This is a genomic window from Pantoea sp. ME81 (genome assembly GCF_903970985.1).
Lineage (GTDB): Bacteria > Pseudomonadota > Gammaproteobacteria > Enterobacterales > Enterobacteriaceae > Pantoea > Pantoea communis.
Map to the genome: position 1 here is coordinate 1 of NZ_CAJCKS010000103.1, position 17,566 is coordinate 17,566.

17 protein-coding genes and 1 tRNA gene are annotated in these 17,566 nt (G+C 52.2%); 8 read left to right on the forward strand and 10 right to left on the reverse strand.

What is annotated here, in order from left to right; genetic code table 11:
* The first annotated feature begins 384 nt into the window (after positions 1-384).
* On the forward strand, positions 385-1,260 hold the full coding sequence (locus tag H7A81_RS17605) for a LysR family transcriptional regulator (protein ID WP_182058245.1): 876 nt from the start codon (positions 385-387) through the stop codon (positions 1,258-1,260).
* A 64-nt stretch (positions 1,261-1,324) separates the two neighbouring features.
* Here the strand turns inward: H7A81_RS17605 and H7A81_RS17610 are convergent.
* Positions 1,325-1,412: transfer RNA gene (locus H7A81_RS17610), tRNA-Ser, on the reverse strand.
* Between the two features lie 245 nt (positions 1,413-1,657).
* On the opposite strand from H7A81_RS17610, the gene phoA reads away from it, so the two are divergent.
* Entirely contained in the window at positions 1,658-3,064 is a 1,407-nt protein-coding gene (phoA, locus tag H7A81_RS17615; RefSeq protein ID WP_182058246.1) for an alkaline phosphatase, read from the forward strand.
* A 66-nt stretch (positions 3,065-3,130) separates the two neighbouring features.
* Here phoA and gap read toward each other — a convergent pair whose 3' ends face one another.
* The 3 genes from gap to H7A81_RS17630 all read right to left on the reverse strand — a co-directional run bounded on the left by gap (position 3,131) and on the right by H7A81_RS17630 (position 6,271).
* A complete protein-coding gene (gene gap, locus H7A81_RS17620; RefSeq protein WP_182058247.1) occupies positions 3,131-4,141 on the reverse strand; it encodes a type I glyceraldehyde-3-phosphate dehydrogenase in 1,011 nt (336 codons plus the stop codon).
* Between the two features lie 78 nt (positions 4,142-4,219).
* The gene (locus tag H7A81_RS17625; RefSeq protein ID WP_182058248.1) at positions 4,220-5,197 is read right to left on the reverse strand and encodes a GlxA family transcriptional regulator; all 978 of its coding nucleotides are present in this window, start codon (positions 5,195-5,197) and stop codon (positions 4,220-4,222) included.
* Positions 5,198-5,248: 51 nt separating this feature from the next.
* A complete protein-coding gene (locus tag H7A81_RS17630) occupies positions 5,249-6,271 on the reverse strand; it encodes a LacI family DNA-binding transcriptional regulator (RefSeq protein WP_160868144.1) in 1,023 nt (340 codons plus the stop codon).
* A gap of 294 nt (positions 6,272-6,565) precedes the next feature.
* On the opposite strand from H7A81_RS17630, the gene H7A81_RS17635 reads away from it, so the two are divergent.
* Genes H7A81_RS17635 through H7A81_RS17650 form a run of 4 tightly spaced genes read left to right on the forward strand, consistent with a single transcriptional unit; the run spans position 6,566 to position 10,007 of the window.
* Complete coding sequence (locus H7A81_RS17635; RefSeq protein WP_034824314.1) at positions 6,566-6,886, forward strand: PTS sugar transporter subunit IIB; 321 nt, start codon at positions 6,566-6,568, stop codon at positions 6,884-6,886.
* A complete protein-coding gene (locus H7A81_RS17640) occupies positions 6,886-8,202 on the forward strand; it encodes a PTS sugar transporter subunit IIC (protein ID WP_034824306.1) in 1,317 nt (438 codons plus the stop codon). The genes H7A81_RS17635 and H7A81_RS17640 overlap by 1 nt, the downstream gene beginning before the upstream one ends.
* A gap of 8 nt (positions 8,203-8,210) precedes the next feature.
* Positions 8,211-8,543 (forward strand): PTS lactose/cellobiose transporter subunit IIA, encoded by a 333-nt coding sequence (locus tag H7A81_RS17645; RefSeq protein ID WP_182058254.1) that lies wholly within the window; start codon positions 8,211-8,213, stop codon positions 8,541-8,543.
* Positions 8,544-8,573: 30 nt separating this feature from the next.
* Positions 8,574-10,007 (forward strand): 6-phospho-beta-glucosidase, encoded by a 1,434-nt coding sequence (locus H7A81_RS17650; protein ID WP_182058249.1) that lies wholly within the window; start codon positions 8,574-8,576, stop codon positions 10,005-10,007.
* Here the strand turns inward: H7A81_RS17650 and H7A81_RS17655 are convergent.
* The gene (locus tag H7A81_RS17655) at positions 9,987-10,235 is read right to left on the reverse strand and encodes a hypothetical protein (RefSeq protein ID WP_182058250.1); all 249 of its coding nucleotides are present in this window, start codon (positions 10,233-10,235) and stop codon (positions 9,987-9,989) included. The genes H7A81_RS17650 and H7A81_RS17655 overlap by 21 nt on opposite strands.
* Between H7A81_RS17655 and H7A81_RS17660 the strand changes: the two genes are divergently transcribed.
* Positions 10,210-11,628, forward strand: coding sequence for a 6-phospho-beta-glucosidase (locus H7A81_RS17660; protein ID WP_182058251.1), 1,419 nt, complete (start codon positions 10,210-10,212; stop codon positions 11,626-11,628). The two genes, H7A81_RS17655 and H7A81_RS17660, sit on opposite strands and share 26 nt — an antisense overlap.
* A gap of 117 nt (positions 11,629-11,745) precedes the next feature.
* Here the strand turns inward: H7A81_RS17660 and H7A81_RS17665 are convergent, their stop codons facing one another.
* The 4 genes from H7A81_RS17665 to pth form a co-directional block, all read right to left on the reverse strand.
* Complete coding sequence (locus tag H7A81_RS17665; protein ID WP_097116825.1) at positions 11,746-12,774, reverse strand: methionine synthase; 1,029 nt, start codon at positions 12,772-12,774, stop codon at positions 11,746-11,748.
* 27 nt (positions 12,775-12,801) lie between these two features.
* Entirely contained in the window at positions 12,802-13,779 is a 978-nt protein-coding gene (locus H7A81_RS17670) for a DUF1852 domain-containing protein (RefSeq protein ID WP_058960220.1), read from the reverse strand.
* A 407-nt stretch (positions 13,780-14,186) separates the two neighbouring features.
* The gene (gene ychF / locus H7A81_RS17675; RefSeq protein WP_034824290.1) at positions 14,187-15,278 is read right to left on the reverse strand and encodes a redox-regulated ATPase YchF; all 1,092 of its coding nucleotides are present in this window, start codon (positions 15,276-15,278) and stop codon (positions 14,187-14,189) included.
* Between the two features lie 111 nt (positions 15,279-15,389).
* Complete coding sequence (gene pth, locus H7A81_RS17680) at positions 15,390-15,977, reverse strand: aminoacyl-tRNA hydrolase (RefSeq protein ID WP_034824288.1); 588 nt, start codon at positions 15,975-15,977, stop codon at positions 15,390-15,392.
* Between the two features lie 259 nt (positions 15,978-16,236).
* Here pth and ychH point away from each other — a divergent pair, with 259 nt between their 5' ends.
* Complete coding sequence (gene ychH, locus H7A81_RS17685; RefSeq protein ID WP_182058252.1) at positions 16,237-16,512, forward strand: stress-induced protein YchH; 276 nt, start codon at positions 16,237-16,239, stop codon at positions 16,510-16,512.
* On the opposite strand, the gene H7A81_RS17690 is transcribed toward ychH, so the two are convergent.
* Positions 16,509-17,566, reverse strand: a 1,058-nt coding sequence (locus H7A81_RS17690) for a GGDEF domain-containing protein (protein WP_182058253.1), incomplete at its 5' end; no start/stop codon positions are given. The two genes, ychH and H7A81_RS17690, sit on opposite strands and share 4 nt — an antisense overlap.

Here is a 17,566-nt window from a genome sequence, read left to right on the forward strand (position 1 = left end):
ACTGGAGTTCAGACGTGTGTTCTTCCTATCTATCTGATGCTTTTCCGCCAGGCTCGCGATACGCGCCAGTGACGGGCTGTTTTCCGTGCGCTCGGCCAGGGCTTCGACCTCTGTAATGGGCAGATCCGGCACATGCCAGTAACCCGTGATGCACATTTCAGGAAAGGCTAATATTTTGACTTCTTCTTGTGCGGCCTGCGCGATAAAGCGCTCCATCACGGAAAGATTGTAAGCTTTGTCGCTGGCGCGATGGCAAAACTGCACGGTGGCAACGCGAAGTGAATGTTCCATGGTGATTCTCCAAAAGGAAGTAGGTCGCTATTTCACCAGAGGGAAATCCACCGTGTATAATCACAACTTCTCCCACTTTGATAACCGATTGGAATGGATATTAAATTGTTACGCGCGTTTGTGACGCTGGCGCAAGAAGGCACCTACCACTCGGCGGCCAATAAGCTCTGCATCACCCAGCCCGCACTCTCGAAACAGATCCAGACACTGGAGCACCTTTCTGGTGTGACGTTATTTCAGCGCGGACGGCATGGTGCGCGGTTAACGGTGGCGGGAGAGCAGTTATTAGCGGCTGCCAGCGAGGCAGTGGAGCGCTACGCGGATTTCTTTGCTGATGTGACGGCGATCCAAAGAGGGGATTCAGGAAAACTCACTCTGGGTTTTGGCATCTCTTCTTATCTTTTTGCTGCCAAACGTGTCGCTGCCTTTCGCGTTCGTTATCCCGGCGTACAGGTCTCGCTCAACGATATGCCTTCGGCGGTTCAGACCCAATGGCTTGCTGAAGGACGACTGCAGGTGGGATTTGTGCGCTTACCCGTGCCTGAACCACTGCAAAGTCACAGTCTGGATACGGAACAATTAGTGCTGGCGGTAGCCGCTGATCAATTATTGAGTCACTTAGAAACAACGCAGGTTATTGAAAATCATCAACTCTTACAGTTGGCACCTCAGCGGGGCGAAGGGCTCACTACGCAGGCCGATCAATTCCTGACCGCAAGAAACCTCACGCCGCGCACGGTGTCGGCTGCTGATGATATTCAGACGTTACTGGCGCTGGTGGCCGCTGGTGATGGTGTGGCGTTACTGCCGGCGAGTGTGAAACACATCCTGCCTGTAGGCGTCACACTATTGCCTCTGGAAGGCGAGCATACCCAATGGCACACCGGTTTGGCGTGGAATGGTCAGATTAAGGACCCGCTAAGAGACAAGTTTTTAGCGATGGTAATGGAAGATGGCCAGATAAATTAACGATGTGGCTAAATTGAAGACAAAAAAAAGCCTGAACTTTCGTTCAGGCTCTTCTTCAAAATGATGGCGGTGAGAGGGGGATTCGAACCCCCGATACGTTGCCGTATACACACTTTCCAGGCGTGCTCCTTCAGCCACTCGGACATCTCACCACATTTTTTCTGCCAACCGCACTGGGTCAACGGGGCGCTACTATAGGGAGTTACCTGAATACGGTCAAGCCCTATTTTCTCCTTTTGTTCTATCCGCTTAAGCTCTGTGCAGCTTGCTGCATCTCTCGCCGAACTGCGTGTTCTGTCATCAAATTATTCCTTCTCTGCCACAAAAGTGTCACCAGACTGTCGCAGACTTGTCTGCGGAAACATTTGGTTATATTTACTGATAAGGATGCTTATAAATGAAACACATACCTCTTTTCACGGTTTCTCTGCTGGCTTCACTCATCGCGACGTCAGCAGTGGCAGACACAACAACGTATAGCCGCGCCGCCACCGGTGATATCACCGAACACGGTGGCGCGCGCCGCCTCAGCAGCGACCAGACGGAAGCGCTGAAAGCCTCACTCGTTAATACCACGGCCAAAAACGTCATCTTATTGATCGGCGATGGCATGGGTGACTCGGAAATCACCGCCGCACGAAATCAGGCGATGGGCGCGGGTGGTTTCTTCCCAGGCATTGATGCGCTGCCGTTAACCGGTCAGTACACCCACTACTCGTTAGACAAGAAAACTCACAAACCGAATTACGTGACCGATTCGGCTGCCTCCGCGACCGCCTGGGCGACGGGCACCAAATCTTATAACGGCGCCATCGGCGTAGACGTTAATGGCAAGGATCAGGTCACCATTCTGGAGTTGGCGAAAGCCGCTGGGAAAGCCACCGGTAACGTCTCGACTGCAGAATTGCAGGATGCCACGCCCGCCGCTTTGATGGCGCATGTCACGTCGCGTAAATGTTATGGCCCGGAGAAAACCAGCGAGCTGTGTCCTACCAATGCGCTGGAGCAGGGCGGTAAAGGGTCTATCAGCGAGCAGATGCTGAAGACCCGCCCAGATGTCACCCTTGGCGGCGGGGCGAAATCGTTCTCTGAAAGCGCCAAAGCGGGTGAATATCAGGGTAAAACCCTGCGCGAGCAGGCTCAGGCGCTGGGCTTCCAGCTAGTTGATAACCTTGATGGCATGAATGCCATCCAACAGGCCGATCAAACGAAACCGGTACTGGGGCTGTTCTCCGATGGCAATATGCCGGTTCGCTGGCAGGGACCAAAAGCCAGCTATCACGGCAATATCGATAAACCGGTGGTGACCTGTGAAGTGAATAAAGATCGCCCGGCATCAACACCAACATTGGCGCAGATGACCAAAAAGGCGATTGATCTGCTGAGCACCAATGAGAAAGGTTTCTTCCTGCAGGTGGAAGGCGCGTCAATTGATAAACAGGATCACGCGGCGAACCCGTGCGGCCAGATTGGCGAAACGGTGGATCTGGATGAGGCCGTGCAGCAGGCGCTGGCCTTTGCACGTGAACACGGTGACACGCTGGTGGTAGTGACGGCAGACCATGCGCATAGCAGCCAGATTATTGAAAATGGCAGCAAAGCCCCAGGCCTGACCCAGGCGGTGAACACCAAAGATGGTGCGGTCATGACCATCAGCTACGGTAACTCTGAAGAGGATTCTCAGGGACATACCGGCACACAGCTGCGCATCGCGGCCTATGGTCCTTATGCGGCTAACGTGGTGGGCCTGACCGATCAGACTGACTTGTTCTTTACGCTGAAGGATGCAATGGGCATCAAGTAATCACTCCCGGCAGCAACGAGAATCCCCGCAACAGCGGGGATTTTTCTGGCTGCAGATTGGTGCGAATTACAATCCGCGCTGCGCCATTAAGCGCGCTAAATCCACCAGACGATTTGAGAATCCCCACTCGTTATCGTACCAGGCGAGGATTTTCACCAGGTTGCCGCCAATCACCAGGGTAGAGAGCCCATCAATGATCGATGAACGCGGATCGCCCTGATAATCGCTGGAGACCAGTGGCTCATCGCTGTATCCCAGAATGCCTTTTAATGGACCTTCAGCGGCGGCGGCTTTAAACGCGTCGTTGACTTCTTCTGCCGTCACATCACGCTTCAGCGTCACGGTGAGATCCACAATCGACACCACTGGCACCGGCACGCGCAGTGAATACCCCGTCAGACGGCCATCCAGTTCCGGGATGACGCGACCTAGCGCTTTAGCCGCACCGCTGGAGTAAGGCACAATCGACAGGGCGGCGGCACGTGCACCGCGCAGATCTTTCTCCGGCTGATCGTGCAGCACCTGACTATTGGTATAAGCATGGGTGGTATTCATCAGGCCATGTTCAATGCCGAATGCCTGATGCAATACTTGCGCGGCTGGCGCGAGGCCGTTGGTCGTGCAACTGCCGTTACTCACCACGAAATGCTGCTGGGGATCGTAACGCTGGTCGTTCACGCCCAGCACAATCGTCAAATCATCGTTTTTACCAGGAGCGGAGATGATCACCCGTTTTGCGCCGCCGTGCGTGATATGCACTGCCGCTTTCTCGCGCTCGGTGAAGAAGCCGGTGGCTTCAATCACAATATCAACACCCACGTCACGCCAGCGGATATTGGCCGGGTCGCGTTCGCTGAACACCCGCACCGGCTTACCATCGATGCGCAGCTCACCTTCACCGGCCTCAACATCTGCAGGAAGTCTGCCCAGCAGTGAATCGTGTTTAAGCAGATGCGCCAGCGTTTTGCTGTCGGTGAGATCGTTAATCGCCACAATCTCAATATCGTTGCTGCCGAGTGCGGCGCGGAACACGTTACGTCCGATACGGCCAAAGCCGTTAATGCCAATCTTAATCATTATTGACTCCTTATCCGAAGTGGTTGCAGTCAATGTAGGACGATGTGTGATTGGCGTAAACGACAAAAAAGGATCACTTTACGCCATTTTGCGGCAGTGAAAGCGTTGGCGATATTCACCCGGAGTGAGATGCAGCTGGCGCTCAAAACTGCGGCGCAAATTGATGCTGCTGCCAAACCCGGTGTCGAGGGCGATGCGTTCCAGCGTCGCGCGACTCTGCTCCAGCTGTTCTCGTGCGGCGGCCAGTCGCGCTTCTGCGACATAGCGCGCCGGTGACGCACCGGTTTCACGGGTGAATACGCGGGTGAAATTGCGGGGGCTCATGGCGACACGTTCGGCCAATTTCTCAACCGACAGATCTTTCGCCAGGTTGGCGCGTATCCAGCTTTGCAGATCGTGGATCGGGCCAGTGCTGGTTTGCTGTAACTGGTAGCGGCTGAACTGCATCTGTCCACCTGGGCGACGCAAATACATCACCATATCCTGAGCGATATCGCGTGCCACGCTGAAACCGAAATCCTCCTCAACCAGCGCCAGCGTGAGATCAAAGCCGGAACTGACGCCACCGGACGTCCAGATTGGGCCATCCTGAATATACAGCGGACCCCCTTCCACCTGAACACGGGGGAAACGAGTTTGCAGGGTTTCCAGCAGACGCCAGTGTGACGTGGCGCGGCGTCCATCCAGCAAACCGGCTTCAGCGAGCAGCATCGCGCCACCACAAATTGACACCACACGCCGAGCCTGCGGAGCCGCCAGCCTGATGAAATCCACCACCATATTGCCCTCTTCAACGCTGTCACCGCGTCCGGTAATCATGATGGTGTCCCAGGCGGCGCGGGGATCTAATTCGGCCAGCTTCAGGTCAGCCAGCAGGTTGAGGCCCGACTGACCATGGATCACCTGATGCGGCTGCGTGGTGGCGATACTGACACGATAACGTGGCTGATCAACGCCGACCGGCAGGTGCAGGTTGGCGTGCATCAGGATGTCGGCAATACCGGCGGCTTCAAATAACATGCCGCCATCGGGGACGATAACGAGAAAGTGCTTCATGGCGTAAAATGCTCATCGTGGCAAAATAAGCCAGATTATCGCACGGCGCCGTTATTTTTGCTGGTAATACGGTCCCTGGGTGATCGAATTACGCAGCACCAGTCGGCCCGGCATCAGTGGCTGCGCCGTCACGCTTTCGCCATCCAGCATTTTAGACAGTTGCGTTAATGCGCTCGACACCATCTCAGCAACCGGAACATGCACCGTGGTTAACGCCGGCAGGAGATAGGGCGCAACCGGGATATCATCAAAGCCCAGCAAGGAGACGTCATGCGGGATGCGCAAACCCGCGTTGTGCAAGGCGCAGGCGGCGCCAATCGCCATATCATCATTACTGGCGACAATCGCGGAAAATCTGACTTTACGACGCAACAGTGCTTCAACCGCCAGCTGCCCACTGGCGCTAGTCCAGCAGCCGTCCAGCATCAGATTTTCGTCGTATTCAATGCCATTTTCCATCAACGATGAAATATAGCCTTTCAGGCGACTTAATCCGGTGTGAGAGCTGCCCATCCCTTTGATAAAAGCGATCTCGCGGTGGCCCTGAGCAATTAAATGATTCACCGCGTTGAGGGTGTCATTTTCGTGGTCAGCACACACCGAATATTGCGGATGCTGCTTCAAACGGCGGTTTAACACGATTAACGGCTTACTCATACCAGGAATAAGGGCATCAATATCTTCCACGCTTAAATAGCGCGGATAGATGATCACGGCATCGCAATAGCTATCGATTAAAAAGTTTATGGCTTCGCGCTCTTGCTGCGCATTGTGTTTACCATCGCCCAGCACCAGTTGTGAACCGAGTTTTTCCGTCATGGTCGCAGCCTGGAATAACAGCTCGGTAAAAAAGGGACCATTGTAAAGTGTGTTGGGTACCATCAGACCAATACTGTGCGAACGGTTGGTCGCAAGACTTCGTGCCAGCAGATTAGGACGGTAATCCATCTCATCTATGGCCAGCATCACCCGATCCCGCACCGTTTTAGACACATAAGCATGGCCAGCCAGCACCCGTGACACCGTGGCTTTTGACACACCTGCGCGTTTTGCGACATCAAGCATTGTCGTCATTTATCTTCCTTCTCAGCGTTCTCGCGCATTGTAGCGCAAAAGCTCAATCTGAAAACCGCAGAGTGAGGCTCTTCTAACCGATAACGTTTTTTCTCATTATCATCCGATTTCATCACATATTTAAAAGGCTAACATAAAAATAATATGAAACCGGTCTCAGATTAATCATATTTTCACTCTTTAAATAAGGGTTAACGGTTTGAGTTATGGATCACAAAAAGAACAAATTGAATCTGTAACCGGTTGCAGAAACGATTCTCGGCGCGTAATTATTTAAAAAAAACGGAGGGTGTCATGGTGAAAATTCTATTGTGTTGTTCCGCAGGTATGTCAACCAGCATGGTCGTACAAAGAATGCAGAAAGCCGCTACGCAGCTGGGTTTAGAAGCCAAAATTGATGCCGTTGGCATGGAAGAGTTCAGTGAAAAAATCGCCGAGTATGACTGTTGCCTACTAGGCCCGCAGATTAAATATAAGCTGGCAGATTTCGAACGTCAGGCGCAGGAGTATCACAAACCGGTCACCGTCATTAACACCATGGATTACGGCATGTTAAATGGCGAAAAGATCCTGAAGTCGGCGCTCGCCCTGATTGATGCTAATAAGGGGGCATAATGAGTACACTGGCTGACTCCTTATTTGGTGTGATTGAAAACCGCATCAGTCCGATTGCTGCGCGACTCTCATCGCAACGGCATGTGGTGGCGATCAAGGACGGATTTATTGCCTCGATGCCGTTCCTGATTGTCGGCTCATTCATGCTGCTGTTCTCACATCCTCCTTTCAGTCAGGACAGCCAATGGGGTTTCGCCCAGTGGTGGCTGGGCATGGTGAAACAGTACAACGACCAGCTGATGATGCCCTACAACATGACGATGGGCATCATGGCGGTGTTCATCACCGGCGCGATTGCCTATAACCTGGCGCAAAGCTACAAACTGAATGGCCTGATGGCGGCGCTGCTGTCGCTGATGACTTTTTTGGTGGTGGCTGCACCGGAAAAGAACGGCGCATTGTCCGTCGCTTCGCTGGGTGGGGAAGGGATATTCACCGCCATCCTGATCAGCCTGTACTGCACGGAAGTGATGCACTGGCTGGTGAAGTACAACATTGGTTTCAAACTGCCGGAACAGGTGCCGCCGAAAATTCGTCAGTCCTTTGACCTGCTGATCCCCATCATGGTGATTTTCCTGACGCTCTACCCGCTGAACCTGTTTATGGAGAGCCACTTTGGTCTGTTGATTCCTCAGGCCATCATGTCAGTGTTTGCGCCAATTATCTCAGCAGCCGATTCACTGCCTGCGGTGCTCATCGCCGTCTTGCTATGTCATTTGCTGTGGTTTGCCGGCATTCACGGTGCGGCGATTGTCGGCGGCATCCTGCAGGCATTCTGGCTGAGTAATCTGGGGCTGAACCAGGAAGCGTTAAATGCCGGGCAAGAGATCCCTAAAATCTTTATCGAGCCATTCTGGCAGTTCTTCATCACCGTAGGCGGATCGGGTGCCACCATGGGCCTGGTGATTCTCTATCTGCGCAGTCGCTCCGCGCATCTGCGCGCCATCGGCCGCCTCGGCTTTGTACCCGGTATGTTTAACATCAATGAGCCGATTATTTTCGGTTCGCCGGTGGTGATGAATCCGCTGCTGTTTATTCCCTTTATCACCACGCCGTTGATCAACGCGGTTATCGCCTGGACCGCCACCCGCACCAACCTGATCAACCACGTCATTTCGCTGGCACCCTGGACCACGCCGGGACCGATTGGTGCCGCCTGGTCAACAGGCTGGGACTGGCGCGCAGTGGTGTTAGTCGCGTTCCTGATTTGTTTATCCACGCTGATTTATTACCCGTTCTTCAAAATGTATGAACGCCAACTGCTTGCGCAGGAAGAAGAGATGGCGCAGGAACAACTGGCTGAGGAGATGAAGTAATGCAAGAGATGCAGGAAATGGAAAGCACGGTGATGGAGCTGATCATTCATGCAGGGGAAGCCCGTTCATCATCGATGCAGGCACTGCAAGCGGCCCGAAAACACAACTGGCAGGAAGCCGATACGCTGCTGGCGAGTGCACGAGATGCCGCGCGCGAAGCACACAAAATTCAAACCGCGTTAATCGGTGCGGATGAAGGCTGCGGCAAAATTCCGGTCAACCTGATTATGGTGCATGCGCAGGATCATCTGATGAACGCCATGTTGTGCCGCGATTTAGTTGAAGAGCTGATCTATCTGCATCGTCAGGTGCAGGAGTTATCGAAAACCCACTTGCAGTAAGACGCAGTTAATCACATGAAAGGATGGATTATGTCTCAGTTACCGGCTGATTTTTTATGGGGCGGCGCCGTTGCCGCGCATCAGGTTGAAGGTGGATGGAACGAAGGCGGTAAAGGGCCGAGCATCGTCGATGTGTTGACGGGCGGAGCGCATGGCGTTGAACGTGAAATTACCGATGGCATTGTCGAGGGGAAACACTACCCCAATCATCAGGCCACCGATTTTTATCATCACTACAAAGACGATATCGCGTTGTTTGCCGAGATGGGTTTTAAATGTTTTCGTACCTCGATTGCCTGGACACGCATCTTCCCGAAAGGTGACGAGCAACAACCTAACGAAGCGGGTCTGCAGTTCTACGACGACATGTTTGATGAACTGCTCAAATATGGCATCGAACCGGTGATTACGCTGTCGCACTTCGAGATGCCATTGCATCTGGTGCAGCAATATGGCGGCTGGCTGAATCGTGAATTGATCGATCTCTTTGTGCGCTATAGCGAAGTGGTGATGAAGCGCTACAAAGGCAAAGTGAAATACTGGATGACCTTTAACGAGATCAACAACCAGCGAAACTGGCGCCGACCGCTGTTCGGCTACAGCAACTCAGGCGTGATTTTCACCGATCATGAGAAGCCGGAAGAGGTGATGTATCAGGTACTGCATCATCAGTTTGTGGCCAGTGCCAAAGTGGTGAAGCTGGGGCATCAAATCAATCCTGAATTCAAGATCGGTTGCATGCTGGCGATGGTGCCGCTGTATCCGTGGTCATGCCATCCTGATGACGTAATGTATGCGCAAAAGTCGATGCAGGAACGTTATCTGTTTGGCGATGTGCACATGCGCGGTGCCTATCCTTCGTACATTTTGAAAGAGTGGGAACTGCGCGGATTTCACATTGAGATGGCGCCGGAAGATGCACAAACGCTGCGAGAAGGCTGCACCGACTATCTCGGCTTTAGCTATTACATGAGTAACGCCGTGGAGTATGCCAGCGCGACCCGCATGGACAGCGCACTCGAAGCATTCCCCGGCAGCCGAAAAAATCCGCATGTGCAGGCGTCAGATTGGGGATGGCAGATCGATCCCGTCGGTCTGCGCTACACACTAAATGCGCTGTATGAGCGTTATCAGAAGCCGCTGTTTATTGTGGAAAATGGGTTTGGCGCCGTCGATCAACGTGAAGCCAACGGCGAGGTCAATGATGACTATCGTATTGCCTACCTGCGTGAACACATCAAGCAAATGAAAAAAGCCGTACTGGAAGATGGCGTGGATTTAATGGGCTTCACGCCCTGGGGCTGTCTCGACTGTGTCTCTTTTGGCACCGGCCAATACAGCAAACGCTACGGCTTTATTTACGTCAACCGTAATGACGATCAAACCGGCGATTTTTCGCGCTCGAAGAAAAAGAGTTTTGCCTGGTATAAAAAGGTCATCGCCTCACAAGGTGAAGCGCTTTAATTCGGATTGCCCGGGCAGGAAGGCCGGGTAAATCAGAGTTGTCATCTCTTCGGCAGTGAATATCCTTTCCAGCCTGCGCAGGCAGGCTGAATAAATAACATAAACCTGAGCCAGGAAAAATATCATCCATGCGGTGAGGCGCAATGCTGCCTGAAACGGTGCTTTTAACTCACCTGATTGCAACCAAACGGAGTTATATCCTATGCCAAATAAGATCAAGATTGTCACTATCGGTGGGGGTTCCAGCTATACGCCTGAGTTGATTGAAGGACTTATCCTGCGTCAGGAGCAGTTACCGATTGCCGAGTTGTGGCTGGTCGATATTGAGGACGGCGCAGAGAAGATGGAAATCGTTGGCAGTATGGCAAAACGCATGATCGCGGCTGCCAAACTCGACTGGCAGGTGCATCTTTCTCTTGATCGCAAGGAAGCGTTAAAGGATGCGGATTACGTGACCACCCAGTTCCGCGTGGGGTTGCTGGATGCACGCTTAAAAGACGAAGTGATCCCATTAGCTAATGGTTTACTGGGGCAGGAAACTAACGGCCCGGGCGGGATATTTAAAGCGTTTCGCACGGTGCCGGTGATTCTCGACATTATCGAAGACATGCGTCAATTGTGCCCCAACGCCTGGCTGGTGGATTTCACCAATCCGGCAGGTATGGTGACAGAAGCGGCGATTAAATATGGCAAGTGGGAAAAAACCGTTGGCCTGTGCAATGTGCCGTTCGGCCATATCACTCAGGCATGCAGCGTGCTCGGTGCGGAAGAGAAAGATCTCTATTTCAAGTTTGCCGGGCTCAATCATTTCCACTGGCATCGCGTCTGGGATCAGCAGGGCAATGAACGCACCGCCGAACTGATTGATAAAATCTATTCCCCAGACCAGCAGGAAAAAAGCGATGAAGGGCTGAAAAATATTCATCAGATTCCTTTTAACTACGATCAGGTAAAACATCTTGGCCTGCTGCCCTGCGGTTATCACCGCTATTACTATTTGCAGGAACCGATGCTCGCTCATGCCATCGAAGAGTTCGAACAGTATGAAACGCGTGCTGAAGTGGTGAAGAAAACCGAAGCGCGGCTGTTCGAGTTATATAAAGACGTCAATCTTAACTACAAGCCTGAAGAGTTAAGTCAGCGGGGCGGGGCGCATTACAGCGATGCGGCTTGCGATCTCATTGCATCGATTCAAAATAACAGCGGAAAATTAATGGTGGTCTCAACACGCAATAATGGCGCGATTGCCGATTTACCGTTTGATTGCGTGGTAGAAGTCACCGCTGCGATTACTTCTCATGGCGCAGAACCGCTGCGTTGGGGAGCGTTACCGCCTGCGGCGCGCGGCATGATTCAGTTAATGAAAGCCATGGAGGAAACAGTGATTGAAGCCGCCGTTAGCGGAGATTACGGCGCGGCATTACACGCTTTCACCATTAATCCGCTGATTCCGGCGGGCGACACGGCGATCAAAGTGCTGGATCAATTGTTGTATGCCCATAAAGCCTATTTGCCGAAGTTCGCCAGCAAAATTGCGGAGATTGAGCAGACAAAACCGGAGATCGTTACCTTCGTCGATCAGTTACTGGCCGACAGGCAAGCGCACGCGCATAAGGGTTGATGAGGTTTTATCAGGATCGAATGAGGCAGGCAGGAGACTGAAGACGGTGCCCGTTTGAACATCGCTGGGCACCGAGAAAAGCACTCACCGTCTTGTTGGGCGGTGAGTGGATCAGCATTACGCGGTGAGTTCGTTACGTACGATAGCTGCACCCGCGCTCAAGGCTTCCAACTTACCTCTGGCAACACGGCGCGACAGTGGCGTCATACCGCAGTTAGTAGAAGGATAAAGCTTATCGGCGTCGACAAACTGCAGTGCTTTACGCAAGGTATCAGCGACTTCTTCCGCAGTTTCAATAGTGTTGGTCGCCACATCAATGGCACCGACCATCACTTTTTTGCCACGGATCAGCTCAATCAGATCCATTGGCACGCGCGAATTCTGCGCTTCCAGTGAAATGATATCGATAGAAGACTTTTGCAGTTTAGGGAACACTTCTTCGTACTGACGCCACTCAGTGCCGAGGGTCTTTTTCCAGTCGGTATTCGCTTTAATGCCGTAGCCATAGCAAATGTGCACGGCGGTTTCGCACTTCAGACCTTCAACGGCTCTTTCAAGTGCGGCAATGCCCCAGTCATTCACTTCATCGAAGAACACATTAAATGCGGGTTCATCAAACTGAATAATATCAACACCGGCTGCTTCTAACTCTTTGGCTTCCTGGTTAAGAATTTTGGCAAATTCCCAGGCGAGTTTTTCACGGCTTTTGTAGTGACCATCATAAAGCGTATCGATCATGGTCATTGGGCCTGGCAGAGCCCACTTAATCTGTTGTTTGGTTTGCTGGCGCAGGAATTTAGCATCTTCAACAAACACTGGTTTTTTACGTACGACTTCACCGATCACGCTCGGCACGCTGGCGTCATAGCGATTGCGAATTTTCACAATCTCACGCTTTTCAAAATCAACGCCGCTGAGATGCTCAATAAAGGTGGTGACGAAGTGCTGGCGCGTTTGCTCGCCATCACTGACGATATCAATACCCGCTAATTGCTGATCCTGCAGGGATAACAGCAGGGCATCTCTTTTGCCCTCGGCTAATTCATCACCCTGCAATTTCCATGGCGACCAAAGCGTTTCAGGTTGAGCAAGCCAGGCCGGTTTCGGTAAGCTTCCTGCCGTTGAAGTAGGCAATAACAATTTCATAATCAATAACCTTTTATTTTGGCTTAATCAAAGAACGTAATGTGCAGACCACTGCTCAAGAATGTCTTGATAGGGTTTGATGAAGTGCTCTTCCGTATACTTCCCCTGCTCAATTGCCAACCGGCTGCGTTCTTCTCGATCGTAAACAATGCGCGTTAGTGAATGGTCGCCATGTGTCAGGCTTGGCTGATAGCACTGGCCTGCGGCAGAGTTGGCATTGTAAATTTCCGGGCGGTAAATCTTCTGGAACGTCTCCATGGTGCTGATGGTGCCGATCAGTTCCAGATCCGTGTAATCATTCAGCAAGTCACCGGTGAAATAGAAAGCTAATGGCGCGACGCTGTTTTCAGGCATGAAGTAGCGCGCCTGCAATCCCATTTTGCCGAAGTAATGGTCGGTGAGAGACAGCTCATCTTGCTGATATTCAAAGCCCAATACTGGATGCTGATAGTCAGTGCGGTGATAGGTGTTCTTGCTCGATACGCTCAGGCAGATCACTGGCTTTTTATTAAAGCGCTCCTGATAAGCCGCCGAGTTGACGAAGCTTTTAAAGATGTTGCCGTGCAGATCACCGAAACCTTCCGGCAGGCTGAAACCGGAGTTATTGTTATTGGCCGCCAGCAGACGCACGCTGAAATCGTAATCACGCACGTAGGACGAGAAGTTATTGCCTACGATGCCATCGGTACGCTGCTGAGTTTTGCGATCAACAATATTGGTTTTCAGGATTTCGATCACCGGGAAGGTTTTGCCATTGCCTTCAATATCAATTTCCGCAGAAATGATTTCCAGCTCAACGGCATAACGATCGCCTTTTGGGTTGTCCGCGTGCGCCAGAGAGTTGAAACGGTTGTTCATCATCATTAAGGCATTGCGCAAATTCTGCTGGCGATGGGTTCCACGTGCCAGGTTAGCAAAGTTCGTGGTGATGCGCGTATTTTCAGATGGATTGTAGTTCTCATCGAAAACGCTGCTCTTAATTGAAAATGCAAAATCGTTGCTCATGATGCTCGGGTATCCTGATTTCAGCTGCAAAACCTTTCCGGCTTTTAGGCGGGCAGACCTGATACTGCGGCCTATCACCTGCGGTAGATTTCACATTGTCTTAAGTCAATAACAATGCGAATTTTATGCCAGAGTCCCTCAGTGATTGAAAGTGATTAAACTTCAAAGCTGCATGAGCCAATTTCATGATCGGGTTCACACTCTGAAGCAGGGTGGTCAGAAGGGGGATTTTTTGCGGAAAAGCGAGTGTTGAATGTTTGTTAGGCCAGCGATAAAAGCGCCGTGATGGCCAACACGCCCGGAGGCGACGCGCAAGAATTTACCTAATGGGAAATAAAAAATCCACGCCAGGCGTGGATTTTTTTGGCTGAATTTAATTCAACAGGGTCAAATCATCGACTTGAAGATTAGACGTTGAACAGGAAGTTCATCACGTCGCCATCTTTCACGATGTACTCTTTACCTTCTGAACGCATCTTGCCGGCTTCTTTCGCGCCTTGCTCACCTTTGTAGGTGACAAAGTCATCAAACGCGATGGTCTGCGCACGGATAAAGCCTTTCTCGAAGTCGGTATGAATTTTACCGGCAGCCTGTGGCGCGGTCGCGCCCACTGGGATGGTCCATGCACGTACTTCTTTCACGCCAGCGGTGAAGTAAGTTTGCAGGTTGAGCAGGGCATAACCTGCACGGATCACGCGGTTCAGACCCGGCTCTTCCAGACCCAGCTCTGCCATGAACTCGTCACGCTCTTCGTCATCCAGCTCTGCGATGTCGGATTCAACGGCTGCACATACCGGCACCACCACTGAACCTTCGGCTTCTGCAATCGCACGCACCTGATCAAGGTACGGGTTGTTTTCAAAACCGTCCTCGTTCACGTTAGCGATGTACATGGTGGGCTTCAGGGTCAGGAAGCTCAGGTAGCGAATGGCCGCTTTCTCGTCTGCATCCAGTTTCAGCGCGCGTAACATGCCCGCTTCGGACAGGTGCGGCAGGCACTTCTCTAATGCAGCCAGCTCAGCTTTAGCATCTTTGTCGCCGCCTTTGGCTTTCTTCTGACAACGCTGAATGGCACGTTCACAGGTATCCAGATCGGACAGCGCCAGCTCAGTGTTGATAACGTCAATATCTTCCGCCGGGTTCACTTTGCCGGAAACGTGAATAATATTGTCGTTCTCGAAGCAACGCACCACGTGGCCGATAGCTTCGGTTTCACGGATGTTGGTCAGGAACTGGTTACCGAGGCCTTCACCTTTGGATGCGCCTTTCACCAGACCGGCGATATCGACGAATTCCATGGTGGTCGGCACAACACGCTGTGGCTTAACGATTTCGCTCAGCTGATCGAGGCGCAGATCGGGCATTGGCACCACACCGGTGTTAGGCTCGATGGTGCAGAACGGAAAGTTGGCTGCTTCGATACCCGCTTTGGTCAGCGCGTTGAACAGGGTGGATTTACCGACGTTCGGCAGGCCCACAATACCGCATTTAAATCCCATGGTCTGATTACCTTTCTCACTGAGTGTACGGCACTGGCTGGCAGCGCCGACAGATTCAAAAAATTTCGCGCATTATACACAGAATTGCCTTCTGCGGCGCGGGAATTGGGCTTAGCCAGCCTTGAACGCATGCAGGCGGTTCATCGCCTTGATTTTGTCTTCTTTCAGCCACAGTTCTGTGCAGCGCACCGCTTCATCCACGGCATCGTCAATCAGTTTTTGCTCGCTGGCAGGCGGTTTGCCTAACACGAAGCCGGTAACCTTATTGCGATCGCCGGGATGACCGATGCCAACCCGCAGGCGATGGAAATTATTGTTATTGCCCAGCTTACTGATGATGTCTTTGAGACCGTTATGCCCGCCATGACCACCGCCCTGTTTGAATTTGGCGATGCCAGGAGGCAGATCCAGTTCATCGTGTGCCACTAAGATCTCTTCTGGTGCGATGCGATAAAAGGTCGCCATTGCCGCAACCGCTTTGCCACTCAGGTTCATAAAAGTAGTGGGCACCAGCAAACGGACATCTTCACCCGCCAGAGACAGGCGTGCAGTGTAGCCGTAGAATTTCGGCTCCTCTTTCAATGACTGATTGTTCCGGTCGGCCAGCAAATCCACATACCAGGCACCTGCGTTATGGCGCGTTGCGGCGTATTCAGCGCCGGGATTGGCCAGCCCCACAATCAGTTTAATGCTGCTCACGATGTTTATCCTGTCTTGCTGCGGAAAGGGCGATAGTTTACTGCCTGCAAGCGGCGATGACAAAGGGTGCTGAGTACAGATGATACCTCTGCGTGACTTATCAATTTCTATCGAAATCAAGCCTCTGGCCGTAAAGAAATGTCAGAGATTGTGAAGGATGTGTGATCCTGTACGCAACTTAACCGGCAGTCATTGCCTAAACTTATGCCAAGTTAACCATACGTGCTGTTTTGCTTTTTCATAAGGATGGAGGTGAATCATGAAACGTCAACAATGCCGCTATTTAGGTAATGGCCTGATGTGTTTAGGTTTACTGACGATGATATTAGGCGTCGGCTATTCCATTATTAATCAGCTGCCTGCGTTAAATCTGCCGCAGTTCCTCGCACATGGTGCCATGTTCAGCATCTTTGTCGGGGCACTGCTGTGGCTGGTGGGGGCACGTGTCAGCGGACGTGAGCGTGTCGAAGACCGCTACTTTTGGTTACGCCATTACGGTGACAAACGCTGCCGCCGCAATCACTCTTCACATTAAGAGAGAGCGGCTTCCTGCACCGGCTGTAACTGCACAAAATAACGTTCGACGCGGTTACGGCCACTGGCTTTTGCACGGTATAACGCTTCGTCCGCCAGGCCGAGTAAAATCGGGAAGGTGTGATCGCGATGGTTAGCGGTAGCATAGCCAATACTCACGGTATAGCAGACGTCGTTGGGCTGCGACAGCTGTGTCGCCAGACGGATACGCTCACACACCCGTTCTGCATCCTCGCTATTGCCCGGCAGAATCGCCGCAAACTCTTCACCGCCCAGACGGGCAAAATGAGCTTCTGCGGGCAGCAACGCCTGCACCACCTGACAAAAATCGATTAATACGCGGTCACCTTGCAGATGGCCGTAACGATCGTTGATGCCTTTGAAATGGTCGAGATCAAACAGCACAGCGGTGTAAACCAGCGGTTGGGGATTTCGCGTGTTACGCACCACTAATCTGTCGGCTTGCTCGAACAGGGCGCGACGATTCCAGACGCTGGTCAGGGGATCGTGAAGCGAGGCTCGTTTGTGAGCTATTTGCGTGCGCTCATTGACCATCGCCAGAATGGTAAACGTCAGGCCAATCACAAACAGAATGGATTCTAGAATCACGTACACCGAAAAACTGGAACCGGCTATCGCGCCGCGCACCGGCGTAGCGATGGCGTCATCCAGGAAAATGCGCGCCACGTGAAACAGCAGATGGATCCACAGCAACATCTGCGCCGGCCAAAAGGTCACCTGCAATGCATCGCGCGATTGCCACAACAGGCGAATCAGGGCACCGGTGTAAATAATGCAAAGCAGACATATGACTAAAACGCGTTTAGGTTGGCTGGCGTAAAACTGCGGGAACGTGCAGAGAATGGCCCATAACAATGCAGCCGCTAACCAGCTGAATCCGAGAGGTTTATTGCAGAATGCTCGAAAAGCGTTCAGCAGATTACCATAGGCCAGCATCATCACCACGTTGCCGACAGCGATGGGAAGAAAAACAAAACCAGCACTGCGCAGGCTGCTGAGAAACACCGCTGTCAGGGTCAATGTGAGCGCCAGCG